We start from the raw sequence: 24,111 nt of genomic DNA, 5'->3' as shown, positions 1-24,111 counted from the left end.
TCCTTATACCATAATAAGCCGGGTACTCAGCATCAAAAATCATCATAAATAGAATCCGCGGGATTAAATCCGGGTCCGTACTCCGCAAGTAAAAGCACCATGAAAAACAGCGCCAGATACACGATCCATCTGATCACAAGCTTCTTGGAAGCAATGTACTCTCTAAAGTTTGAATAACCTTCAAATCTGCTGCCCGTGATCTTACCGTCACGCGATAGCTCCATTCTGTACTGAATAACGGAAACGGTAATGAACACCGCCATTGTAACAAGCAGTATTCCCCACTCGTAGATACTAAGTCCGAGATTCAGCAAACTGCCGTCAACAAAAATCTGCGGGTTAAAAGAGCTGACGCTTCCCTTCAAAAGACTGAGCGCATGCGGAATGTTTTTTGCCCTAAAGAACAAGTCACCTATGCAAACAAAGAAAAACGTTCTCACAACCCTGAAGCCGTTTGCAAACTTGCTCTGCATATTGATGTGGAGCTTTTTCTCAAAAAGCCATGTGAAGAACGGAAGTGTCACTTCACCGAGCACGATATATGCCCAGTGCAAAAGGCCCGAGCCGATAACGAACGTTGCCGCTCCTCCGTGCCACAGACCTACGGAAAACCACAGGATAAACATGGCAACGTAAGTAGTGATCTGCTTTCCTTTCTTTTTACCGAATACATTCTTAAGCTTCTTGCCAAGCCCCATTATCATCTTGGTCCTAAGAAGCGGGTAAAAGACATTGTCCTTCATCCAGATTCCGAGCGTAGCGTGCCATCTTCTCCAGTATTCGCTTATGTTCTTTGCAAAGAAAGGAGTCGTAAAGTTTTCGGGAAGAATAATTCCGAGCATCTCGGCAAGGCCGATAACGATGTCGATTCCGCCCGAGAAATTGGTATATAACTGAAACGCAAAACACACAGTGCCCAGCCAAATATACGCTCCCGGGTACTGCGCATTGTTGTTGTAGATCTCATCCACTATTATTTTGAGTCTCTGCGAGATAACAAGCCACTTAAAGAAGCCCCAAAGCATCCTCTGCGCTCCGAAGGTAAGATTCTTGTAGTCAGGCTTATGATATTCAAAGAACTGGTCGCTGTGTTCACGGGTCTTTATGATAGGTCCCTGAACCATAAGCGGGAAGAACATTCCGACAAGAGTTGTCTGAAGGAAGCTGTCTCTTCTGACGCCAATGCCGTTGTAGACCTCGATAAAATACCCAAGTAAAATAAATGTATAGAAAGAAAGTCCCGTGGGAGGGATAACATCGCCTCCTGTAATGAACTTATAGAATTTAAACACGATAAGTATTCCGAGAAGAACCGCAAGCTCCGCCGCAAGTATCAGTCTTCTTTTTACAAGCTCTTCTTCGCCTGTCCCTGCCAAAAGCTTTAAAAGTCCCCAAGTCACAAACGAAGCCACGAGCGGGAATACGATCTGAACATAGTCTCCCTTTACGGAAAACAAATAGAAGATGATGCTCGAGGTTAAGAGCACCACCCACTGACCTCTTTTCTTAAACAAAAGAGGCACCGCATAATATGCTATTAAAACAAGTGCAACGAAGCACAAAAAACTAAACGAAGTTATACTCATAAATTTTCTTTCTTATATTCTTTTTCATACCACTGTCGGAACATAAGTATATACCAAATCTGGATTCTGTAAATCCCGCGCTCTGTAAAGTCGGTCCAGATCTTCTCAACAACATCCGGATCAAGAATATCCTGCTGCCGCATCTTGTCCTTATCAAGAAGATCTTCAGCCCACTGCCTGATCTCGCCGTCCATAAGCCACTTGGCGATCGGAATCGAGAAGCCCTTCTTCGGTCCTTCCATAAGCTCCTTCGGAACATGTCTGTAGAGAACGTCACGAAGAACCTGCTTGCCGACATTTCCTTCTCTAAGATACTCGATAGGGAGCGACCACGCAAATTCCAAGAGGTCTCTGTCGAGCATCGGAACTCTTGTCTCAAGCGAAACCGCCATAGCGGTCCTGTCGACCTTAACCAGTATATCATCAGGATGATACACAAGCATATCCATAAGCATGGCGTTATGAATGGGCTCTGTCAAAAGAGCTTTCGCCATGTCGTCATATTTGTATAAAAGAGGCTTGTCCTTCTTGATTGCGATCTTTTTTACCAAAGGATCCGTCTCATGCTCAAACCTGTGAATCTCGCCGGGGCCCTTTGCTCCAAGATAAATAGCTTTACTTCTTCTTACCTCATCCTTGGGGTTAGTCGCAAGGATAGCGGCGCTTATGGGCTTCCTTAGCAAATACGGAAGCTTTCCGACCTTGCCCCAGACTCTGTCTACGGATTCATAGGACTTATAGCCCGCAAAGAGCTCATCTCCGCCGTCTCCCGAAAGAGAAACCGTCACATGCTTTCTCGTCATCTTGCTGACAAGATAAGTCGGGATCTGCGATGAATCGGCAAAAGGTTCGCCGAACATAAAGGGAAGCTGCGGGATTACCGCCTTGGCATCCTTCTCAGTGATGTACTCTTCCGTATGTATCGTGCCGAGGTGCTTAGCAATCTCTTTTGCCTTAACTGCCTCGTTGTACTTCTCATCTTCCATTCCGATCGTGAAGGTGCGTACCTGATTATCCGAAACGGACTGCATCAGTGCAACGACCGTGCTGCTGTCGATTCCCGCCGAAAGAAAAGCTCCGAGCGGAACATCCGAGATCATCTGGCCTTTCACAGACTCTTTTAACAGCCTCTCAAGCTCAAGTGAAGCCTCTTCTCTACTGCCCGTAAAGATATTGCTCTGGCCCTTTATCGCAGCCTCTGTCATCGACCAGTAGGTCTCTTCTTTGGTCTTTAATGTATCAATATCAACCGTTATTATTGTGCCCGCTTCAAGCTTGTAAATATCCTTATATATCGTGTGCGGCGCGGGAATATAACCTTCCGTAAAATATATATCAAGAACTTCTCTGTTGATCTCGTTGTCAAAACCGTCAATAACGCGCAAGCATCCGATGTCGGAAGCAAAGGCAAAAGAGCCTGCTACCGTTCCGTAGTACAAAGGCTTCTCACCGACTCTGTCTCTTGCGAGAGTAACCGTTCCGGCCTCCTTATTGTAAACCGCGATTCCAAACATACCCTTGCAAAGCCTGAGAGCTTCTTTCATTCCGTAGTTCTCGATAGCTTCAAGAAGGATCTCGGTATCCGATGTTCCTCTGAAGGTCGTAGCCTTGCCGTCTTTAATAAGCTTGTCTTTTACTTCGCCGGCGTTGTAGATCTCGCCGTTATATACAATAACGCTCTTGCCCGAATGTGAAACCATGGGCTGAGCGCCGTTCTTGGATAAGTCCACAATAGAAAGGCGCCTATGTCCAAGCGCCACTTTCATATCATCACTTATGTAAATTCCTTCATCATCGGGGCCTCTGTGAAGCATACGCTCATTCATCTTGGCTATGATCGCATGTCTGTCACCCTTATACCCGATAAGACCGTTAATTCCGCACATATATGTCTCCGAAGCACCGTATGTCTAATCCGGTGCCTATACTCAGTTCACTTTGATAACTTTGTTCTTGGGTTCGTACGCCGAAAGCTCCAGCTTGTACGTTCTGTTGCCGTCACCGTCTTCCTCTATCATATCAAAGCCGTGCAAAGAATAAAAATCTTTTACCATCTTATTCTTGGCAGTCGGATAATAATATCCGTAAATTGTCTTGATTCCTCGCTCTAAAGCCTTCTTACAGAGCTCATCCATCATGGCAAATTCCATATCTCTTTTAAGGACGCGGCAGCTCATGAGCCAGAGGTCTATGTGAAGCTCCTCGCCCTTGACGTTACCGATCACCAGCGAAACGATCCCGTTGTCTCCGAATTTATCCGTCAATCTGCCGTAGAGCGTGATGTTATTGTCATCGGCCGCCGTCTTTTCGATGTCGTCCTGTGTATAGCGCTTGGTAGTTAAGTTAAACTGGTTACTCTTATTGGTAAGCTGCGCGATACGAGGCATATAGAGCTTTTCAAAAGGCGCGATAACAGCTTCCATCTCAAGTGATTTAAGGTACTCGGTGTAGTCGGCAAAGCTCTGCTCCAATTGAGTACGCTTTTTGTTTGCCATATACATCTCGTTACGCTTCTTATCATCCTCTGAGATTGCCGTTGCCTCAAAGAATCCCGAATGATCGAGTATCCTGATATAGTGCTCGGGTGAATCTATGGCGGGCGCCATTGCACCGGGGATCTGTCCCTCTATGATAGCTCTTTCCGCAGGGTTGTCATCCACAAATACAAGTGACTCGGGAAGGACGTTAAGCTCTGAAGCTATTGCCTTCATGTTCTCACTCTTTGGCTCCCAGTTGGCCTTTATCATAACAAAATCATCGGGAGTAAGTATTCCGTCGGGATGCTTTAGTCCCGCGATCGCATTCTCTTCATCGTTCTTGGAATCAACCGTAAGGACTATTCCAAGGTCTTTTTGCATTTTTACATACTGCTGGAACTCGGAATAAACCTGCCCCAAGTTGGTCTCCTGGCCTATCTCGATTCCGTCGACGCCGTCGTCACCTACAACGCCGCCCCAAAGTGTATTGTCAAGATCGAGCACAAGGCCCTTCTTGTTCTTTCCGTAGATTGACTTGATGATATTGGCAATATTAAAGCTGAGCGTGGGAATAGCCTGAATGCAGAGCGCATACTTGTACATGTGCCATGCAAGCGGGTCTGACCACTCATCAAGACCGTAACTACTTGATACGTAGTTGATATCGTTTATAAAAAAGCTTTCGCCGGCATCTGCTTTTTTGGCAGCATAGTCCGCGAAGGCCGCATTTAATCTGTTTATGAAATTAAGTCTTCCGTGAATGTCGTAAGCATCTCTGTTTCCGAGAAGTCTGTAGAAAGGCGCCTCGAAATTGTTCTGTATTACGGGACACTTATAGAGATTTGCAAGATTGTCCCACATCGTCTCGAAGTGCTTGAAAGTAGCTTCAAACTTGGCATCAACGTCTTCTTTACTGTCAGACATCTCAGGGAAGTTTGTGATGTTGCGGTTTGATGTATGAATGTAGATAACATCAGGTGCAAACTCTTTTAACTCATCGGATGGAAACATGGCATCCTGCCAGTACTGACCGTATTCCGATTCGTAGAATGAAGGTTCTATTCCGTAATTTAGTAAAAAAAGCTCCAGTATCCTTATGATGTCATGGGTCGTGGAGCCTCCTAGTACCGCTATTTTCTTTTTTATCCTGTCCGCACCGTCAGAAAGAAGAGTCTTTTTGATGGTCTTGGACTTTTTCATTATGTAGCTGTTGTCAAAAGGATATTCAAGTTCTTTCATATAGTGTCCTTTTAAAATTTACTGTCATCCGTATTTCCGATGATCTTGTCAAAATACTTCTTCCACATTTCATTCGTAACCTCAGGGCTGCACTTTTCCTGAATCTTGGCAGCTTCGGTTCCGATCCTGTCGGCAAGCTCTTTATCTTCAAGAAGCTTTCTTATTGCCTGTGCCATTGCATCTTTGTCTCCGACGGGAACGAGAAGTCCGTTCTCTCCGTCATTTATAAGGTCCTTGGGGCCTCCGCAAGGGCAATCCGTGGATATGCACGCAAGTCCCAGTGACATAGCCTCTATAAGTGAGTTGGGCATGCCCTCGTGGTTGGATGCAAGTATAAAGATATATGCCTTCTCTATATGCTCGGCGACGTGCTTGACGTTACCCGCAAATTCAACTCGTGAATCTATTCCGAGGCTTACCGCGAGCCTTTGCTGTTTGGCTCTGTCGGGGCCGTCTCCGTAGAGTACGAGCTTATAATCCTTAAATTTATCTTTGGTAGCTTCCTTGAAAGCTTCCATTACCATAGCCTGGTTCTTGTTTTCGTTAAGTCTTGCGACCATTACGATCTTCTTCTCACGCTCACCGATATATCTGGGTCTGATAAAAGAGGGATCGATCGCGTTCGGAAGAATGATGCATTTCTTCCTGATGTATGCAGGGAACTTGGCTTTGGCGCCGTTTGACTGAACAACGACTCCGGCTGCCTTTCCGAAGTTTGTAAGCATCGCAGCCTTCATTGATGTGCTCGAATACTCCATAGAAGGGTCTGCTCTTACGGATACGACAACCTTGATCTCTTCTTTCGTTGCCGTTGAGAGCGCCATAATATTATTCTTTCCCATGAAGCTCAGGATCATGTCGGGTCTAAGGTCCTTCCAGATCTTTACAAGCTTCTCTGATCTTTTTCTGAAATTCTTGATACGACTCTTTTCCTGCTCGTCCTTAAGAAGTGCCGAGAAAATGCGCTGTATTCCGCCCTTCTCGCCGCCGTTTGGATCAACCCAAACAGGATTTTCGTCAAGGTCCGCTACAAGCTCAGCACCGGGCGCACCTGCGGGAACACTCTTCCAGGCTGCGTGTTTAACCTCGTATTCGTTGGCTGCAAGGTACGTGGTAACAAGAGTAACTTTATAACCCTGCTCAAAAAAATAATCCGCAAGATTAGCCATTACCCTCTCTGCGCCGCCCTTTTGAAGGGAGCCTATATACATAGCGATATGCTTTTTATTATTAATCTCAGAATTCAACAAGCTCGATTATCCCCATGCTGTTATTGTATAAAAAAGCGACTTTCTTGCCGTCGATACAGGGCGCGATGTTGGGCTCGTGTATCACGGTGTAGCGCTGCGCGGAAAGCTCCTCCACAGCCTTGTCTATATCTTCGACTTCATAGCAAAAATGATAAGGCGTGTTCTTATAGCGCGCAAGCAAAGGATACATGGGAGAATCCTCACCCATGGGCTCTATGAGTTCAACCCTGTAATCGCCGTTTACAAGGAACTCGATGTTGATGTTCCTTATCTCGTCGAACTTAACCGGGCGCTCGATCTCGTATCCGAGCTCCAAGAATTTCTTCTCGGACTTTGCTATGCTCTTTGCAAGATATCCAACGTGATGTATCTTCATGCGTTTAGCCCTGTAATTTGCTCATGATAATGTCTGCCATCTCACCTACATTCTTCATTGAAACGATCTGTCCCATGTTGAACTTGATGTCAAACTCCTGCTCGATGGCATTGATAAGATTGATGTGCTCAAGTGAATCCCATCCGTCAACATCTGCCGCTGTTGTAGCATCGGTAACGGTAAGATCGTCCTCCTCGAAAACATCTCTGAATACTTCATTTAATTTCTCAAAAACTTCTTCTCTTGTCATTTAAAAACTCCTTTTACTTCAAACAGGAATCCGCACTCCGCTTCCCCTGAATCATGTCATATGGTAATTGTACCATTGCTGAAAAATGTAGAACGACCACGCGATCTTGCTGTAGTTGGCTCCCGTTGCGGGGCCGCCGTCGCCGTTAACCACATAATTGTTGATAAATTCGGATACATAGTCTACATCAAATATATCCTGCTTCTTAAGGAAAGACGTGCTGCTGTAATCAAGAAGCTGTTCCTTCAAAGGACCGCGAAGCCACTGATCCATCGGAACGCCGAAACCGGTCTTTGGTCTTTCCAAAAGCTCTTTGGGAATATAGTCATAAGCAAGATCTTTAAGAATATGCTTTTTATCTCCCTTATAGAACTTATATTTATGCGGTATCCTGAACGAATACTCCATAACTTCCGTATCCATTATAGGACATCTCGACTCAAGTGAGTACTTCATGGAAGCTCTGTCCATTTTAACAAGAATATCCTCGGGAAGATAGGTGTCCATATCAAGGAGCATTCTCCTTACCTGGAAGTCCCTTACTCCGTAGAGGCTCTCAACAGGGAAAAGAATCGGCTGCTTGTTGATACCAAGGTTGTAATCCGTAGCGATATAATCAAGCGCGCTCATCGGAATATCCATCTCTTCTTTTCCTGAGATAAATGCGTGACAGGACTTGATATAGCCCTCCGAAACAAGCTGTGTCTTAGTCTCGGGATTGCGGTTATTGGCAACGACCTTGACTCTGAAAGGCATCTTATCAAGAAGCTTGCCGCTTCCCACGGGGATCTGTCCTATTCCGTGCACGATCGCACCCGGAATATCGAGAAGCTGCGCCTGTCTTACGTTTTCATATATGTTATAGCCGCAGAAGAACTCATCTCCGCCGTCTCCCGAAAGAGCAACGGTAACGTCCTTCTTGGCAACCTTACTTACGAGCATAGAAGGTATCTGCGAGTTGTCCGCAAAAGGCTCATCGTAGTACTGAGGGATGCTGCTGACAAGATCAAACATCTCTCTTTCCGTGATGTAAACCTCAGTGTGGTCCGTGCCGAGATGCTTTGCGATCTCTTTGGCGTACTCGGCCTCGTTGAACCTTGGAACGTCAAATCCGATACAGAAGGTCTTAACGGGCTGATCCGACAATTCCTGCGCTATCGCGGTTACAAGCGATGAATCGTACCCTCCGGAAAGGAATGTACCGAGCGGAACGTCCGCGATCATTCTGTTCGCAACGGACTTCTTTAAGCGCTCCTTAAGTCCCTCTTTAGCCTCTTCATAGCTTCTAACGGGATCTGCGCTCATCTTTTTATAAACATCTTTGATGTTCCAATATTTCTTTTTAATGATCTCGCCGTTATGGAACTTAAGATATGAACCGGCTTCAAGCTTATAGACATCAGTGAACACCGTGTCGGGCGCCATGATGTACTGCTGAAGAAGGAATCTGGATAACACCTGTTTTCTTATTTCAGGCTTAAAACCGGGGCATTTCATGATAGGCTTAAGCTCTGATGCGAACACGAGATTCTTGCCGTCTACCCAATAGAAAAGAGGCTTCTTACCGATCCTGTCTCTGATAAGATAAACGTCATCGGTCTCTCTGTCGTAAAGAGCGATCGCAAACATACCGTGAATGTGATCGACCATGTCGATGCCCCATTTAAGGTACGCGGCGATAATGACCTCGGTATCGCAGTTCGACTTAAAAGTGTAATCCGAAAGCTCTTTTTTGAGCTCAAGGAAATTGTAGATCTCGCCGTTGTAAACGACAGAGATCCTGCCGTTTTCCGAGTGCATTGGCTGATGTCCCAAAGGCGACAGATCAAGGATCGAAAGTCTTCTCTGGGCAAAGCCTATGATATAATCGTTCGCACCCTGATACAGTTCAACACCGCTGTCATCGGGGCCTCTGTGATACATGGTATCGTTCATGATGCGAAGCTGTTCTTCAGTTATTCTCTTTTTAGAAATATATCCGCAAATTCCGCACATTGTATGTATTAAAGCTCCACAGGAAGTTTTTCGAAGTTGTCACGAAGTGGTCCGAAGTCCTTACACTCATTGTCGATGGAATCAATGAGCTCAATGTACTTCTCGTTTACAAGTGTCTTGTAATTATCAAGGTTGTCATAGCCCTTCTTGGTCCATGCAAAAGGATGTGTAAGGATCTGCACTCTCTTGTTGGCCTTGATGGTCTCCTCGTCGGGATAGCCGTATCTCCAGATATGGTTGGCATCCGACATGTACTTTACATCAAGCTTTGAATCGGGCTTCGCCTGAGGGTCAAAAGAGAAGAACTCATCCTGGTACGCATTGATGATACCGGGAAGCTTGATATTCTCTGCAAGAACGTCGGGTGACGGTCTGTGAATGGAAAAAGATGTGATGTTAAATCCAAGCATATCGCTCAGCATATCGATTTCCTGCTTGATCCTCTTTCTTATGAGCTCCATATCGGTCATACCGTTGAGCGCAAAGTGAAGGCCGATGTGCTGGCCTCTCTCATGCATATCGGTAAGGATATCTCTGTTCTTTCTAGATAAGATGTTGTAAGAGTTGTTGGTCCACTGGAAAAAGAAAGTGGATCTCATATCCATGCTCTCTTCAACCTTTGAAAGGGCGTAAGCTCTTTCTACGGAATACTCAACGTCGTGTCTTAAGATGATAAATGAATCTCTGTTGAGCGCTTCCTCATATGTGGCGTTAAGCCCTGTCTCTTTTACAACTCTAAGTATTTCTCTGTAATCATCAAATGAAAACATTACTTCTCTCCTATTACTTCTTTTCGCCTATTACCTTTTCAAGATAATCTCTCCACTGTATAAATACAGCTTCCGCATTTGCGATCTGTTCTATCTTTCTTGCCTCGTCTCCAAGTCTCTCGGCAAACTCTCTGTCTTCAATAAGTTTGCAGATACCCTCAGCCATAGCATCGGGATCCTTTATCGGAACAAGAAGTCCGTTCACGCCGTCCTGCATAACGGTCCTAGGTCCGCCGCAAGGGCAATCCGTCGCAACAATGGGCATTCCCATCGCCATCGCTTCAAGAAGCGAATTGGGAAGTCCTTCCCAGTCGGATGAAAAGGCATAAACAGCGCCCTTCGGGATTTCTTTTTCCAACTCGTCGCTTCCGCCCATAAGAAGGATGTAGTCCTCGGCGTGGTTGTCTGCGATGATCTTATCAAGTATTTCCTTGGTTCCGTCAAAAGAGTCGGGACCGTAGATCTTAAGCACGTAATCGGGGTGCTTTTCGTGAACCTTTATAAAAGCTTCGCACAGCATGGGCTGATTTTTGAAGTCGACCAGCCTTGCGTGATGAACAACAGACTTTTCGCGCTGCTCAGGCTTTTTTAACCCGAAATACTTGGGATTGATCGGATTGAGTATGATCTGCGAATTGTCCTGAAGATAAGGCTTAAAGAACTCTTTTTGTCCCGTCGTCTGGAAGACGCAACCCGCAGCTCTGTCAAACAGCCAGGCTATCTGTATCTTGTCCGAAATAGCATCGTAATGTCCCACCGGGTCTGTCCTTATGGAAATGACCACAGGAACATCGCTCTTACCTGCCGCCATGAGCGCCCTGTAATTGGCTCTCTGGGCAAAGGCGATAAGAACGTCCGGATGATAGTTCTTAACGAATTCTCTAAGGTATTTGATCCTTAAAAAGAACTTGGCTATTCTGTTCTTCTTTTCATCACCCTCACGCAGGCCTACATGGACTCTCGTGACCTTTTCGTCAAGGGCGAACTCGTTCTCGTCCACCCATTCCGTTGCCACGTATACCTTGTAGCCTTCCTTGGCGAACTGATTGGCGAGGTTGGAGACAACTCGCTCCGCGCCGCCCTGCACAAGGCAGTTGAGGTGAAATGCTATTGTTTTCATAATTATCTGAGTACCATTCCTGTAACTAATTCCTTGGTGGAATCGTATTTATCAATGATGAGTGAGCCGTCCACGGTCCTTACGATAGGCTTACCGTCAAAGACATCGGCGATCTCTCCGGGCGCATATCCCGAGAAATCTATCATCTCATCAAAAGGATGAGCCTGCCAAACGGTAACTTTGTTCTCATCGCTATCCTCGCCCGCATAGCAGAATGCTCCGGGGAAAGGCGCCGCAACGCCTCTGATGAGGTTGTAGATGTTTCTGGTTCTTTCGTGAAAATCTATTTTACCGTCCGCAGCCGTACGTTTATTGTACCATGAATCAAAGTCTTTTGAATCTGTATGAATGGGAATTTCTCCCTTTTCCATATATGTTGTCACAAGCTTCCTGATTAGGCTCTTGGAGCAGATCATGTTCTTGTACTGCGCGGTCCTTATATCGTCGTGCTCGTTTATCTGGAACATCTCCGTAGCAAAGACGTTGGGGCTATCGGCCTTCTCGTCGTATCTGAAGAGATTGAGGTTAAATCTGGTATCTCCGAGGATCATTGACCAGTTAAGGGGCGATCTGCCTCTTCCGAAGGGCAAGTATCCGCTGTTTCCGTGGAAGCCGTAGATTCCGGCCTTAAACGCATCAAGAACATGCGGAGGGATAAGTCTCTGCCAGCCCATTACGATTCCGAGATCGAAGGTGTTGTTCTTTATAAACTCTACCGTCTTGTCGTCATTAAGGAAATAGCTCTCTGCTTCGTAAACGGGAATTCCGTATTTCTCTGTCAAAAAAGAAAGTCCCTTAAAGCCGGAGACCTGATTGTGCTCAAGGACCTTGGGCGCAATGGTCATGACAAGGTCAACCTTGCAGAGCTCCTTTTCTATGAAATCTATTATGTTTTCCGATGTATCTTTCACACCGAAGACTACTACCTTGTAATGCATCACTCATACCTCTTGAATATCTCATGAATACTGTCTTTGTACTTATCGGGAGTATAGAAAAGAGCTCTCTCTCCCGCTTTTTCCGAATAATGAGAAAGCTTATTGTCATCAGTCAAAAGAGAAAGAATCTTGTCCGCAAGTATCTTCTCTCCGTCCGTGATGTTCTCGGGGTTCATGTCGACCTCTTCGCCCATATCGGGAACGAGAATGCCATATTCACCTTCAATAGCTTCCTTGGTGCTGTCTCCGTTAGGAATCCTTGAAATAAGATCCTCGTACTGCTCAGAGCTTAATAGGATCTCTCTGGGCCCTGTCTTACAGTCAGCGGAAACAACGGGCTTTTTAAGTGCCATTGCTTCAAGGACCGCATTTGGAAAGCCCTCGTGGTTGGAGCTGCAGACATATACGTCGGAAGCCGCAACGTAAGGGAACGGATTCTTCTTCATTCCGGTAAACGCAACCTCGTTTTCTATGTTGAGCTCATTGGCAAGCTCCTTGTAAGCACTCCAATTTCCCGCACCGGCTATTACAAGCCTTGCATTCGGGCATTTCTCGTGGACCAGTGAAAAAGCCTTGACGAGATGCCAGATTCCTTTGATGTAATCGTTTCTTCCCATGGTGGAAATGACCTTGAGGTCCTCTCCCTTAAAAGGGAAATCCTCGACAGGTTCGCTTCCCTTTTCGCAGATATCATCCGTATCCAAAGGATTATAAATATATGTGCTCTTATCGTAGTTATAGTCTTTAAGGAGCTGTCTTACTATCTCTTTTGAACAAGAAAGAACCTGATCTGATCTGCTGCAAAAAAGCTTTATCTGGTCGCTTCGCTCCATATCGGTCTGACAACGAAGTCCGGTCAGAACCTTTTCTTTTCCCCTGGATAGAACGTTGACATAGTTGGCCGAACTTCCGAAGCTGTAGGAAATATCTATTCCGAGTTCTTTCTTGATCTTTTTTGTCTTTTTGACTCTTTTAATAACATTTATTATTTTATTTACAACGCCTTTTTTCGAGAGTACATCAATGTCTATGACATTCAGCCCCTCGATGTCGAAGTTGATATCTTTTGAACTGAAAATAAGAATATAAACGTTGTAAAAGTCCTGCATGAGTCTTGCAGTCTTGATGCACACACGCTCAAATCCGCCCTGATGGAGCATCGGAACCATGAGCATCAGGTTCTTTTTGTTATTATTCATCAAAAATGTCCTCTTTCGTAGAAATAAGCCATCATCTTGGCCTGGCTCTTTACGTCAAAGCCTGCTGCGCGGAGTTCATTAAGTATGTGCTCCGATGACTCTTTTCTGTTTCCTATGGAAAAGCCGGAATCGATATGGCTTATCGAATGCTTGGGCGCCGTGTTTATCGTATCGAATCCGGTACCGGCATCAAGTAAGTCAAAATCGGGCGTATCCTCGTTTTCAAAGACGCTCTCTTTTCTCTCACCGGCTATCTGCGTAAACGTCTGATTGAGCTTGATCTCTTCACTGAAAATATCCTTATCGGCGTCTCCCTGAAGCATGAGATCTTCGAGTATCTTCCTCGCCCAATCTCTGGGGTCCGAGTTAATGCTTCGCATTGAAACAAGCTCAGTTACATTAACTTCGGGAGTAACCTGATCTGAAACCAGGCACTGAAGTCCCGCTGCCTGCGCCTCTATGACACTGCCGGGAAGACCTTCGTATCTTGAAGGGAAGCAGAAGTAATCCATCGCCTGGTAATAATCCGAGGCATTACTCTTATTGCCTGCAAAAATACATCTGTCGTATATATGTAGCCTGTCGGCGAGCCTTCTCATCTCATCCATAAGAGGACCCGTTCCGAGCATTAGAAGTCTTACTCTCATGCCGTGGAGCATGCTGTATTCGTTTAAGTCGTCATTATCAAGAAGTCTGCAAAGCTGCGTAAATACCTGTAGCAAGAACTCGTGGTTCTTGGCGTATCTGAAGCTTCCGACATGTCCTATTACAACGGCATTGGAAAGTCCAAGCTCGCCTCTTATCTTATTTCTTGTTTCTTCGTTGTAAGCAAAGTTCTTGAGGTCTACGGCATTTGGAATGATGCGAACGCTTCCCTGATCCATAAGCGTCTGTCCGAATACCGAATATCCGGCCTCTTTTGAGCACGCGAAGTTGTAATCGCATATACCCTCTTTTTGAAGGGGTGTCCTGAGAAATCTTGTCGCAAGGCCTTTTACACCCTTGTCGACACCCGCGCTTCTTGCATGAGCAACGCAGATGGGAACTCCGTTCTTTTTTGCGATAGGAAGATAAATGGCTGCGGTACTCGTCATGTGGCCCTGTACCACCTTCCACTCATCTTTATGCTCGGCAAAAAATCTTTTTATGGCCGCTTTGTACTCGGCGTAATTGGTTCCTACAAATTTCGGAAGGCAGAATATCCTTCCGCCCAGCTTATATACGCTGGAATCAAAATAGTCCGGCTCTCGAACCTTCATAAGTTCGTCAGAAGTCGGACTCTTTTTTCCTGTCTTTTCAGGTGAACAATGGACAAGAAAATCAAACTGAATCCTGTCCCTGTCCATATTGCGATATAGATCGATGATCCTGCACTCAGCGCCGCCTACTCCAAGTCCTCCGAGAACATGTAAGACTCTTATCTGACCATAGTTATCTTCCATTTTATCCCCTCGCTGCGCTTCGGTCAGTTTCCTTTTCTGCTCCGAAGCTTCATTACCGTAAATTTGGTCTTAGCTGTTATAAACTCTGCCAGATTCCCAAAGAAGCTGCGTTCTGTAGGTTCTACATTCATAAATTCGGAAAAAGAAACTACGTCGGCCTGTTCAAAAAGCTTCTCGAAATTCTCAAAATCCTTGTCGTTCATGGTGTTTACGTGATAGACAAAGGTTGTGAAGCCGTCTCTTTTGTCCTTGATACTGCTGCTCTTTTTAACCGAGATCGGATAGAAGGTCATTCCGAATCTGGAATAGGGCGCTCTTCCGAAGCCGTCGGTTATCTTGTATATTCCGTTTTTCTTAAGAGACTTGATCGTCTTCTTGTCAAAGGAATGGGAAGGCGCCATGAAGATATCGGTGTTGATATCGTGGCTCTTAAATATCCTTCTTGCTTCCCTGAGCATGTCGTCCTGAACGGAATATGGCTGTCCTGCGAACTCAGACTTTCCGCCAACGGGGAAAAGGCCGGGTTCCTTGGTGGTATAAATGTGATTAAAGCCGTGAAGTGCAATGACCCATCCGCTGTCCCGGAGCTCTTTTATATAGTTCCAAAAGTCCTCACGAAAAGGTCCACAGCTTAATTTCTCATCCTTATTATCGGGAACAACACCTATGAGAGGCTTGATATCATGCGCATCGAGCACTTTCTTGAATCTCTCGAATTTGTCCCAATCCATATCAGGTGTTATGTCATCCAAACGAACAGTTATCTTCATAAATTCTCTTTGTACCAATCAATGGCAAGCTTGATTCCTGCCTTGAAATCATATGAAGGATCGTAACCGAGATTCTTTCTTGCCTTGCTGATGTCGGCGTTGGAATCTCTGATATCACCGGCACGAGGAGGTCCGTAGATAGGCTCTACATCAAGTCCGAGTGCATCTGTAAGGTGATGATAAACATCGATAAGGAACTCTCTTCCGCCCGCACCGATGTTGTAAGCTTCACCTGCTGCCTCTGATGAAGCAAGACAAGCTCTGAGGTTACCCTCAACAACGTTGTCTACATATGTAAAGTCACGAGACTGCTTACCGTCACCGTTAATGGTAGGTGTCTCGCCGTTCATAAGCTGTTTAAGGAACTTAGGGATTACGGCTGCATATGCACCGTTGGGATCCTGTCTTCTTCCGAATACGTTGAAATAACGAAGTCCGTATGTATCAAGTCCGTAGAGCTTCTTGTAAAGCTTACCGTACTCTTCGTCAACCTTCTTGGTAAGAGCATAGGGAGAAAGAACATTTCCTTCCTGTCCTTCCTTCTTGGGAAGGATTGTGGAATCACCGTAAACAGATGAGCTTGAAGCATAAACGAACTTCTTAACGCCGTTCTGTCTTGAAGCTTCCATCATGTTGAGTGTTCCGCGGATGTTGATCTCCTCGTACAAAAGAGGCATCTCGATACTTCTGGGAACGCTTCCCCAAGCCGCCTCGTTGAGAACGTAGGTGACGCCTTCCGTTGCCTTAAGGCAGGCATCAAGATCTCTGATGTCGTCCTGAATAAAAGTAAATCTCTCGTTGCTCATAAAGGGCTGGATGTTCTCGATGTGCCCTGTTGAGAGGTTATCCATGCATCTTACTGTGTAACCCATATCAAGAAGTGCTTCGCAGATGTTGGATCCGATGAAGCCCGCGCCTCCGGTTACGAGGAAAACGCTGTCTTTGTCAAATGTAAGTTCTTTGTAACTCATATCATTACCACCAATCTAAAAAATAAGGAAGTTCCGCTCTTATAGACGCCAGTAATCGAATTCCGGCGCTTTATAATCGTTCATATCGTAGATTCCCTTAAGATCCATGAACACTTTGGTCTTGTGGGAAGCATTGAAGAACTTCGCGATATCAGCGGGCTTGTAGCTCTCAAACTCCTTGTGAGCAACCGCAACGATAACCGCATCCATATCTTTAACGGCATCAATGCTGTCAAAGTCGATGCCATAGAGTCTTTTAGCTTCGTCAGAATCAGCCTCGGGATCGACAACAACAGGAGTGATTCCGTACTCTCCGAGCTCGTTGTAGATATCGATAACCTTAGTGTTACGTGTATCGGGGCAGTTCTCCTTGAATGTGAATCCAAGAATTGCAACCTTGGCATTCTTAACCGCGATATCAGCTGAGATAAGATTCTTTACAAGGGACTCGGCGATGTACTTACCCATATCGTCATTAATTCTACGTCCCGAAAGAATGATCTGTGAGTGATATCCAAGCTCCTCAGCCTTGTATGTGAGGTAATAAGGGTCAACGCCGATGCAGTGACCGCCTACGAGACCGGGGAAGAACTTAAGGAAGTTCCACTTTGTTCCGGCTGCCTCGAGAACGCTCTTTGTATCGATGTCCATCTTGTGGAAGATCATTGAAAGCTCGTTCATGAAAGCGATATTGATATCACGCTGTGAATTCTCGATAACCTTGGCTGCCTCTGCAACCTTGATAGACTGTGCTTTATAAACTCCTGCAAGTGCAACAAGGCTGTAAACCTTAGCCACTTCCTCAAGAGTCTCTTCGTCCATACCTGAAACGATCTTGGTAATAGTATCAAGTCTGTGCACCTTGTCACCGGGGTTGATACGCTCGGGTGAATATCCTACCTTGAAATCAACGCCGCACTTAAGACCTGACTCAGCTTCAAGGATAGGCACGCAGATATCCTCTGTTACTCCGGGATAAACCGTTGACTCGTATACTACGATGCTTCCCTTTGTAAGGTACTTACCAAGTGTATGGCTTGCTCCCTCTACAGGTGAAAGATCGGGTGTGTGATCGTCATTAACCGGTGTAGGAACAGCCACTACGTGGAACTTGCACTCGCGAAGCTTCTCGGGATCTGCCGTAAACTCTACGCTTGTCTCCTTGATAGCGTCATCTCCGACTTCTCTTGTGGGGTCGATTCCCTTTTTATAAAGATCAACCTTAGCTGCGTTAAAGTCATATCCTACAACCTTGATCTTCTTGGCATATGCTACGGCGATAGGCATGCCGACATATCCAAGTCCTACAAGTGATAATTTCTCTTCTCCCGAAAGGAGCTTTTCATACAAACCCATTGTGATTCCTCCACAAAATAATATCTTTAGATAATAATCTCTTTTATCTCATTAATATACGTCAATATTATACTACTCCTGTCAAACTTCTGCTCAACATAGCTCCGAGCCGCTTCTCCCATGGCTTTGCGCTCTTCTGTCGTAAGCGCCATGAATCTGTCCAGAGCATGTAAAAGAGCTTCCTTATCCCTTGGAGCAAACAGAAATCCCGACTTGTCTTTATCAACAATCTCCCTGCATCCGCTGATATCAGAAGCAATGACGGGTCTTCCCGTCGCAGAAGCCTCCATCAGTACGTTTGACATTCCCTCGTGATAAGAAGGATGAACGATCGCGTCGCTTTCTTTTATATAAGGGTGAATGTCGGGCTGATAAGATATCATCTTGAAATAGCCCTCTTCCTGCGCTTCTTTTACCTTGTCCTCGTACTCGTCGTCGAAATATCCGATTCCCGCAAAAGAAACTCTGTCACCGTACTTCTCATGCAGCTCTTTTGCCGCATAGAGATACTCGTCCGTGCCCTTTTCCTTCATTATCCTACCGATATAAAGAAATCTCGTCACGTCGTCCGCGTGTCCGGGATAGTCTTCCTTCTTGTGCTTATCAAGATTAACTCCGGAGCCGTTCACAACGACGTGCTTCTTGGCCTTGATGCCGTGGCTTTCGAATACGTCTTTGTTATGACTGTTCTGGAAAAAGAGACAGCGGCATTTCTTGAGTGCCGTCTTATACATGAACACTATGAGCTTTAGCAGCATTCCGCCTCTTTCAAAGGTCGTTCCGAGCCCCGTGACCGTCGACACGTAGGGAACTCTTAAGAATCTGCACGCCACGCCGCCGTAGATATTGGGCTTTATGGTATATGTGATGACTACGCTAGGCTTTTCTTTTTTTATCAATTTGATATAGGAAAAAAGAAGTCCGAGGTCCTGGACGGGATTGACTCCGCGCCTGTTAATATCGGTGTGGACCACTCTGCAGCCCTCGTCGTTTAATTCTTTGTTCTTGAGGTCATCGGGAAGACTCACCACGACTTCAAAGCCTTCATCCATGAGCCCAAGCAGCAGCTCATTTCTGAAGTCGTAGAGTCCGCTTGATGAATTTGCAAGTATCAGTGCTTTTTTCATATCAGATAAGCTCACTCTCCGGAAGCACCAACAGATCGTTGTATTTCATCATGTAGATGCCTTCTTTGTATTCTCCTATCGATGGAGCATTTTCTTTTCCCTCAAGGTTATTTATAACAAACTGCGGGAAGTTGACGCCGCACTCGTATGCGTGAGGATATCCTCCGCCGAATCTCGGATTGATCTCGGACAGATACCACTTTCCGTTATCGAGGAACAGATCTGCGTCGATCATTCCTCTATAGCCGCTCTCCTCCGCAAACTGCGCAAGCTTATCGAAAAGCTCGGGATCCTTTACCGAAACGGATTTGTCGGTCTCGCCGGCTCTCATCTTGATCTTTTTCTTAAGGAATATCGAAACACACTTGCCCGAGATCATGTCGATGTAGATATCGGCGCCGTACTCCTGTCCCTTCATGTATTCCTGGATCATGAGATCGTCGTATATATCAAAAAGAGTGTTTATCTCCTCGTCGGTATTAACCATGTTGATGTTCAGGCTGGCACTTCCAAGTCTTGGCTTAACGAAGACGGGATAAGCAATCTCGCCTGCTGCCTTTGCCTTGTAAAAGCTATCCTTGTCGATGTAGCACTTTCCTGTTGAGATGCCCTTTTCCGTAAGGAACTTGTACATCGCGTACTTATCAAGGCTCATCTCGCAAAGGTCGTAGCTTGATACGATCGGCGTAGTTCCGACTTCTTCAAACCTCGCACGCTCCTTGGCGATAAGCGAAAGCTCGGGATCTATAAGTGAAAAGACTCCGTCTATTTTTTCTTTTTTACAGATATCGAGGACCTTGTCGATGTAATCGGGCGCATCGATCCTCGGAACAATGTAAGCCTTGTCGGCGTCATATATAGCGGGCGCTAAGTTGCTGCAATCGGTCGCGATCACGCTTCCATTGCCCTTTAGTGTTTCCTTAAAATATCTGACAACCTTGTCTCTTGTTCCGGCGCTAAGTACCAAAATATTCATCATGCTCTCCAATTGTTTAATTCATCAAAGAAAAGCGGCGTTCCGCCTGTATGGATAAAAAGAATTTTCTTATCCTCCAAGTTATTCTTTTTGATGTAGTCTTTCATTCCGCAAAATGCCTTGCCTGTGTACGTGGCATCAAGCGGCATTCCGTATTTTATCATGGATTCTTTTATAATGTTCTCTATTTCTTTGCTGTCCTTGCCGTAGCCGTCGCCCGTGTAATCATCGATAAACACAGTCTTTGCTTCGACATCGCTCTTATCATAAGAAAAAGCCTTGGCATCAAGATACTCATAAATGCTGTCCAGCACGACATCTCGGCCTCTGGGATTCTTTCTTGCGATGCTGATCCCGACGATATGTCTGTCATCCTCTTCCATCAGCTGTCCACAGACGAGTCCTGCCTGAGTTGTGCCTGTTCCCGTGGCAAAAAAGATATAGTCGAATTTTATTCCCGTCTCTTTTTCATAGGACTTTATCTCTTTGTAGCATCTTACGTAGCTCTCGGTTCCGATGTTGCCGTGCCCGCCGCCTTGGATGAAATAAGGGTTCTTGCCCTCGCCTCTTAGGCGCGCCAGCTCTGCTTCTATAGTGTCATGCACCTTGTCTACGGGAACCGTTATGATCTTGGCTCCAAAGAGCTCCATAAGGACACTGTTGTAAGTCGTATCGCTCACTTCCTCGGGGCCTATTATAATGCAGGGAATGTTCCTTGCAGCCGCCATATTGGCTACAACTCTGCAATGATTGGAATGGCTGCTTCCGTAGGTTACGACAACGTCAGCGCCTTTTTTGTCTATCTCTTCAAAAAACAACAGAGCTTTTCTTGCCTTGTTGCCGCCAAAAGAGTAGGGGATCATGTCCTCTCTTTTGACATAAAGGAAAGAAAGCTCGTTATCATCAAGTTTGTGTATCGGTGTGGGTTTGATGTTTCCTGTATTCATCAAAATCCTCCAATGCGTTTAAAGCGACTCCCTCGCTGTGAAGTACTGCCTTTACGGTATCTATTATAACCCTAATGTCTGTAAGGAACGACATGTGTTCCACATACCAGACATCGTATTCAAATTTCTTTTCCCAAGAGATTGCGTTCCTGCCATGAGCCTGCGCCCATCCGGTAAGTCCGGGCCTTATGCTGTGGCGAAGGCGTTCCCTTTCGTTGTAGTAAGGAAGATACTTAACAAGAAGGGGCCTCGGGCCTATGAAGGACATGTCGCCTTTTAGGATGTTAAAAAACTCGGGAAGCTCGTCAAGGCTCGTTTTCCTAAGAAAGCTTCCGAACTTGGTTAGTCTTATTTCATCGGGAAGAAGCTCGCCGTTTGCATCTCTCTCATCCGTCATCGTCCTGAACTTGAACATGTTGAAGATCTTCTCATCCTTACCCGGGCGCGCCTGCTTAAACAGTACCGGGCTTCCGAGTTTAACTCTCACAAGTATCGCCACGATCGCGTACAGCCAGCAAAACAGCACTATAACGAGCAGCGACAGGATTATGTCGATGAGTCTTTTTATGTATTTGGCGTAAAATGAATTAGACATCCGAATGCATCCTCACATATTCATCAAACCTGGGCAAAAGAAGCGAAATATAGCCGTACTGCGCCGTGCTGATAACGCCTTTTCTCTTGAGCCTGTCTCTGTACACTGAAAACTGCGGCGTTGTCATATCAAGGTGCTTTCTTATCTTGCCGACATTGGTCTCACCGCTTGTTGCGATATAGGCGACAACTTTTTTGTCCGTCTCTGACATTTCAGACCATATTTTATCATAAATGTACTCATCAAGATACTGATCGTACTGCGGAAGAAGCTCGTCTATATCCTTGTTCTTGCTCTCCCACATCAGATATCCGAGTACCTGGAAAGCAAAAGAATAGCCTTTTGTGAGCTTGGCCATGTACTCCGCCTTGCTGTTATCAATATCAAATGTTTTCTTATAATGCGAGACTATTGCTGTATAATTGAGCGGGTCCATTATAATTTTCGGTGCTCTGTACAGGAATGTAAGTGTCTTTTCATTCTGCAGATCGTACAGGTTATCATAGAGTCCTGTCATGATCAGGAACACATTATATCCGCGTCTTAGATATATCTGAATAGCCGCTGAAAATACTTTTACATTGGGATTGTTTGTCACTTCATCAACCGTTACCAGCAGCTTCTTTCCTGCCTTGGTTATATGCTCAAGCATTCTGTTTACCGCAACCTCAATATCTGTGATGGGTGCGGAATTTTCAATAGACACACCAAGTCCAAGCGCGGAGAAATCAAGCTTAGCCTTTACAAACAGTGCATAAAGCTCAGGAATGGCGTAAAGCGCAGCCGCAAGTCCTTCGAGCATATCTCGCTCAGGACTTATCTCCACTACGATCCAATCCTTTTCTTTTCTGAGCTTTTCGGATATATCCGTCATCATAACGGTCTTACCCGAACCTCTGATGCCCGTAAGCATATATACGTGATTGGCTGGTTTATCTGCACGGAATGTATCAAGTATCTGATTAGCCTGCGTAAGTCTTGAAATATATTGAGTTGGAAGTGTTCCGAATGAAATTGAAAACGGATTTTGCATTTTTACCTCCACTTGTTTCTTTTATATCTCTTTATATCTTTGAGATTCTTTTATATCTTTTTATATCTCTTTATATCTTCAAAATTCTTTTATATCTCTTTATATCCTTTTATATCTCTTTATATCTATTAATATACACCAAACCAAGGAGAAGTCAATGAAAAAGGAGCAATCGGCGGTTTGGACCGATTGCTCCTGTGTATTATTTTACTCTTTATTTTCTACGAAATACTTTTTTATATTGCGCTCCACATCAGTAGCGTAGATGAGTCTGTAGCAGGAAGATACTATCGCGCATATAACAAAACCCAAAAAGCCTAGCCGAGGTATTCTGAAAAAAAGTCAGTGAACCATACTTAAACATGCCATTCCAACCAATCCCACCATCGCGATATTGGAGAAGATCCAAATCTCTTCAAGCGGAAGGAACAATCCCAATCTGTCTGTATGAACCACTACAAGATTTGTAATCCCAACAAAATCAAGTATGTGTTCAATCACCAAAAATACAATAAACACGTTGGCATAGCCATAGAATCCTCGGATTGTTGACACAGTTGATACGATCGCATCCACGCAGCATATGATTGCCAAGGCATTATATGAAAATATTGCAGCGGAATAATTCTTTTTACATGTATTCAAAAGATAATCCCGATCTTTAGATTCACTGATCTTCTCTTTTACCATATTAAGATGATCAACTATCTTAAAGACTGTAAAAGCTCTCACAAATCCCAGAATCAGAAACACCGCCACCGGAATATATTGAATTATATAATTTGCAAACTCAAGCACAGACAGGATCATCACTACAATCATGTAGGATAACAGTGGTCTGTTAACTGTTTTCTTCATTATTTTCACTGTCAATCCTCCGGAAAATTGCATTGTTTCTTAAGATCTTTCATGTATTCATTATCAATCGTCCCATGTAAGTACTCATCCCTAAGTCCAATGCTTTTAACTTGCTCCTTAGTCAGTTCAACTCGTACCTTTCCCGAATAATCTGTAATAACGTAAAAGTACTCCTCAGCAGAAATGTCGGTTTTATTTAGGTTTTCGGCTTTATATGAATAAAATATCACTTTATCCGTATCATCAATACGGTAATTAATAAGGCTATAACCGATCTCATCCGTACTCTCAGGTACTACTGTGATAATATCGCCTTTTGCATTAATAAGGCGTGCTCTATATAAATCACGATTATTGCGTACTACTTCAGCAATTCCGATATCGGAAAAGTCATCTGCATCGACATATTCCTCTTTAATGATTACTTTTCCGTTTTTATCGACATATCCGTATTTGCCTTTCGCATCATTGTAAAAACGGATGGGCAGATCGCCATTGATCTCGCCAACAAAATTTTTAGGCTCGCGGTCATAATGACAATACATCATCTCTCCTAATAAGCTGCTGACTGCGCCCGTGTGATATGATCTTAAGCTCTGTGATACGGTGCCTATTTCAGGGATATTAAGCTTTTTGTTTCCAAGTAAAGAGTTTTCATCCGCTGCCCCGATATAATACTCGCTAAACTTGTCTCTTCCCTCATACATACAAAAAAGACCTGTCACCAGGGCACTTAGTACTGCAATTATAAGTAAACTCCACTTCTTGGCAAATATACTCTTCACTTTTATACTTACTCCAAATCATATTCTTTGTGATACAGGAGCAATCGGCGG

Annotated in this window: 22 protein-coding genes; all 22 read right to left on the bottom strand. The window is 44.9% G+C overall.

Annotated elements, in window-relative coordinates; translation table 11 throughout:
• Positions 1-32: 32 nt before the first annotated feature.
• Complete coding sequence (locus tag D6853_RS13795) at positions 33-1,586, bottom strand: MBOAT family O-acyltransferase (RefSeq protein WP_120658590.1); 1,554 nt, start codon at positions 1,584-1,586, stop codon at positions 33-35.
• The gene (asnB, locus tag D6853_RS13790; protein ID WP_120658589.1) at positions 1,583-3,472 is read right to left on the bottom strand and encodes an asparagine synthase (glutamine-hydrolyzing); all 1,890 of its coding nucleotides are present in this window, start codon (positions 3,470-3,472) and stop codon (positions 1,583-1,585) included. The genes D6853_RS13795 and asnB (D6853_RS13790) overlap by 4 nt, the downstream gene beginning before the upstream one ends.
• A 42-nt stretch (positions 3,473-3,514) precedes the next feature.
• Positions 3,515-5,302, bottom strand: a complete 1,788-nt coding sequence (locus D6853_RS13785; RefSeq protein ID WP_120658588.1) for an HAD-IIIC family phosphatase — start codon at positions 5,300-5,302, stop codon at positions 3,515-3,517.
• Positions 5,303-5,313: 11 nt separating this feature from the next.
• Positions 5,314-6,471, bottom strand: coding sequence for a glycosyltransferase (locus tag D6853_RS13780; RefSeq protein WP_147367774.1), 1,158 nt, complete (start codon positions 6,469-6,471; stop codon positions 5,314-5,316).
• 67 nt (positions 6,472-6,538) lie between these two features.
• Positions 6,539-6,928, bottom strand: coding sequence for a VOC family protein (locus D6853_RS13775; protein ID WP_092245514.1), 390 nt, complete (start codon positions 6,926-6,928; stop codon positions 6,539-6,541).
• 4 nt (positions 6,929-6,932) lie between these two features.
• Positions 6,933-7,178: an acyl carrier protein gene (locus tag D6853_RS13770; protein WP_092245517.1), complete on the bottom strand. Its 246-nt coding sequence runs from the start codon at positions 7,176-7,178 to the stop codon at positions 6,933-6,935.
• Between the two features lie 51 nt (positions 7,179-7,229).
• A complete protein-coding gene (gene asnB, locus D6853_RS13765; RefSeq protein WP_120658586.1) occupies positions 7,230-9,173 on the bottom strand; it encodes an asparagine synthase (glutamine-hydrolyzing) in 1,944 nt (647 codons plus the stop codon).
• Positions 9,174-9,181: 8 nt separating this feature from the next.
• Positions 9,182-9,943 carry a hypothetical protein gene (locus tag D6853_RS13760; RefSeq protein ID WP_120658585.1) on the bottom strand — a complete coding sequence of 254 codons (762 nt, stop codon included), beginning with the start codon at positions 9,941-9,943 and terminating at the stop codon, positions 9,182-9,184.
• 13 nt (positions 9,944-9,956) lie between these two features.
• A complete protein-coding gene (locus tag D6853_RS13755; protein WP_120658584.1) occupies positions 9,957-11,063 on the bottom strand; it encodes a glycosyltransferase in 1,107 nt (368 codons plus the stop codon).
• Between the two features lie 2 nt (positions 11,064-11,065).
• Positions 11,066-12,001 (bottom strand): methionyl-tRNA formyltransferase, encoded by a 936-nt coding sequence (locus D6853_RS13750; protein WP_120658583.1) that lies wholly within the window; start codon positions 11,999-12,001, stop codon positions 11,066-11,068.
• Positions 12,001-13,200 carry a glycosyltransferase gene (locus D6853_RS13745; protein ID WP_120658582.1) on the bottom strand — a complete coding sequence of 400 codons (1,200 nt, stop codon included), beginning with the start codon at positions 13,198-13,200 and terminating at the stop codon, positions 12,001-12,003. The genes D6853_RS13750 and D6853_RS13745 overlap by 1 nt, the downstream gene beginning before the upstream one ends.
• Positions 13,200-14,642 (bottom strand): glycosyltransferase, encoded by a 1,443-nt coding sequence (locus D6853_RS13740; RefSeq protein WP_120658581.1) that lies wholly within the window; start codon positions 14,640-14,642, stop codon positions 13,200-13,202. Before D6853_RS13740 ends, D6853_RS13745 begins: the two co-directional genes overlap by 1 nt.
• Positions 14,643-14,665: 23 nt before the next feature.
• A complete protein-coding gene (locus D6853_RS13735) occupies positions 14,666-15,412 on the bottom strand; it encodes a DUF2334 domain-containing protein (RefSeq protein WP_092245537.1) in 747 nt (248 codons plus the stop codon).
• A complete protein-coding gene (locus tag D6853_RS13730) occupies positions 15,409-16,383 on the bottom strand; it encodes an SDR family oxidoreductase (RefSeq protein ID WP_120658580.1) in 975 nt (324 codons plus the stop codon). Before D6853_RS13730 ends, D6853_RS13735 begins: the two co-directional genes overlap by 4 nt.
• A 39-nt stretch (positions 16,384-16,422) precedes the next feature.
• Positions 16,423-17,739: a nucleotide sugar dehydrogenase gene (locus D6853_RS13725; protein WP_120658579.1), complete on the bottom strand. Its 1,317-nt coding sequence runs from the start codon at positions 17,737-17,739 to the stop codon at positions 16,423-16,425.
• 26 nt (positions 17,740-17,765) lie between these two features.
• Positions 17,766-18,866, bottom strand: a complete 1,101-nt coding sequence (locus D6853_RS13720; RefSeq protein ID WP_120658578.1) for a glycosyltransferase family 4 protein — start codon at positions 18,864-18,866, stop codon at positions 17,766-17,768.
• Position 18,867: 1 nt separating this feature from the next.
• Positions 18,868-19,842: an ATP-grasp domain-containing protein gene (locus tag D6853_RS13715; protein WP_199713043.1), complete on the bottom strand. Its 975-nt coding sequence runs from the start codon at positions 19,840-19,842 to the stop codon at positions 18,868-18,870.
• Positions 19,842-20,789 (bottom strand): 1-aminocyclopropane-1-carboxylate deaminase/D-cysteine desulfhydrase, encoded by a 948-nt coding sequence (locus tag D6853_RS13710; protein WP_120658576.1) that lies wholly within the window; start codon positions 20,787-20,789, stop codon positions 19,842-19,844. The genes D6853_RS13715 and D6853_RS13710 overlap by 1 nt, the downstream gene beginning before the upstream one ends.
• The gene (locus D6853_RS13705) at positions 20,746-21,384 is read right to left on the bottom strand and encodes a sugar transferase (RefSeq protein ID WP_120658575.1); all 639 of its coding nucleotides are present in this window, start codon (positions 21,382-21,384) and stop codon (positions 20,746-20,748) included. Before D6853_RS13705 ends, D6853_RS13710 begins: the two co-directional genes overlap by 44 nt.
• The gene (locus D6853_RS13700) at positions 21,377-22,417 is read right to left on the bottom strand and encodes an ATP-binding protein (RefSeq protein ID WP_120658574.1); all 1,041 of its coding nucleotides are present in this window, start codon (positions 22,415-22,417) and stop codon (positions 21,377-21,379) included. The genes D6853_RS13705 and D6853_RS13700 overlap by 8 nt, the downstream gene beginning before the upstream one ends.
• Positions 22,418-22,759: 342 nt before the next feature.
• Entirely contained in the window at positions 22,760-23,284 is a 525-nt protein-coding gene (locus D6853_RS13695; protein WP_120658573.1) for a hypothetical protein, read from the bottom strand.
• Between the two features lie 2 nt (positions 23,285-23,286).
• Positions 23,287-24,060 (bottom strand): WG repeat-containing protein, encoded by a 774-nt coding sequence (locus tag D6853_RS13690; RefSeq protein ID WP_147367772.1) that lies wholly within the window; start codon positions 24,058-24,060, stop codon positions 23,287-23,289.
• Positions 24,061-24,111 lie beyond the last annotated feature (51 nt).

Source organism: Butyrivibrio sp. X503, assembly GCF_003625475.1.
In the GTDB taxonomy this organism is placed as follows: Bacteria; Bacillota; Clostridia; order Lachnospirales; family Lachnospiraceae; genus Butyrivibrio.
Note: the sequence above shows the minus strand (reverse complement) of the source record. Positions and strands in the feature narration are given on the sequence as shown.

What these genes read in the sequence shown, in the direction of transcription:
- asnB (WP_120658586.1), bottom strand. Translation starts at nt 9,173, where the DNA reads ATGTGCGGAATTTGCGGATATATTTCTAAAAAGAGAATAACTGAAGAA.
- D6853_RS13710 (WP_120658576.1), bottom strand. Translation starts at nt 20,789, where the DNA reads ATGAATACAGGAAACATCAAACCCACACCGATACACAAACTTGATGAT.
- D6853_RS13720 (WP_120658578.1), bottom strand. Translation starts at nt 18,866, where the DNA reads ATGAAAAAAGCACTGATACTTGCAAATTCATCAAGCGGACTCTACGAC.
- D6853_RS13775 (WP_092245514.1), bottom strand. Translation starts at nt 6,928, where the DNA reads ATGAAGATACATCACGTTGGATATCTTGCAAAGAGCATAGCAAAGTCC.
- D6853_RS13725 (WP_120658579.1), bottom strand. Translation starts at nt 17,739, where the DNA reads ATGGGTTTGTATGAAAAGCTCCTTTCGGGAGAAGAGAAATTATCACTT.
- asnB (WP_120658589.1), bottom strand. Translation starts at nt 3,472, where the DNA reads ATGTGCGGAATTAACGGTCTTATCGGGTATAAGGGTGACAGACATGCG.
- D6853_RS13770 (WP_092245517.1), bottom strand. Translation starts at nt 7,178, where the DNA reads ATGACAAGAGAAGAAGTTTTTGAGAAATTAAATGAAGTATTCAGAGAT.
- D6853_RS13750 (WP_120658583.1), bottom strand. Translation starts at nt 12,001, where the DNA reads ATGCATTACAAGGTAGTAGTCTTCGGTGTGAAAGATACATCGGAAAAC.
- D6853_RS13735 (WP_092245537.1), bottom strand. Translation starts at nt 15,412, where the DNA reads ATGAAGATAACTGTTCGTTTGGATGACATAACACCTGATATGGATTGG.
- D6853_RS13795 (WP_120658590.1), bottom strand. Translation starts at nt 1,586, where the DNA reads ATGAGTATAACTTCGTTTAGTTTTTTGTGCTTCGTTGCACTTGTTTTA.
- D6853_RS13760 (WP_120658585.1), bottom strand. Translation starts at nt 9,943, where the DNA reads ATGTTTTCATTTGATGATTACAGAGAAATACTTAGAGTTGTAAAAGAG.
- D6853_RS13705 (WP_120658575.1), bottom strand. Translation starts at nt 21,384, where the DNA reads ATGTCTAATTCATTTTACGCCAAATACATAAAAAGACTCATCGACATA.
- D6853_RS13700 (WP_120658574.1), bottom strand. Translation starts at nt 22,417, where the DNA reads ATGCAAAATCCGTTTTCAATTTCATTCGGAACACTTCCAACTCAATAT.
- D6853_RS13785 (WP_120658588.1), bottom strand. Translation starts at nt 5,302, where the DNA reads ATGAAAGAACTTGAATATCCTTTTGACAACAGCTACATAATGAAAAAG.
- D6853_RS13745 (WP_120658582.1), bottom strand. Translation starts at nt 13,200, where the DNA reads ATGAATAATAACAAAAAGAACCTGATGCTCATGGTTCCGATGCTCCAT.
- D6853_RS13755 (WP_120658584.1), bottom strand. Translation starts at nt 11,063, where the DNA reads ATGAAAACAATAGCATTTCACCTCAACTGCCTTGTGCAGGGCGGCGCG.
- D6853_RS13715 (WP_199713043.1), bottom strand. Translation starts at nt 19,842, where the DNA reads ATGAATATTTTGGTACTTAGCGCCGGAACAAGAGACAAGGTTGTCAGA.
- D6853_RS13780 (WP_147367774.1), bottom strand. Translation starts at nt 6,471, where the DNA reads ATGGCTAATCTTGCGGATTATTTTTTTGAGCAGGGTTATAAAGTTACT.
- D6853_RS13730 (WP_120658580.1), bottom strand. Translation starts at nt 16,383, where the DNA reads ATGAGTTACAAAGAACTTACATTTGACAAAGACAGCGTTTTCCTCGTA.
- D6853_RS13740 (WP_120658581.1), bottom strand. Translation starts at nt 14,642, where the DNA reads ATGGAAGATAACTATGGTCAGATAAGAGTCTTACATGTTCTCGGAGGA.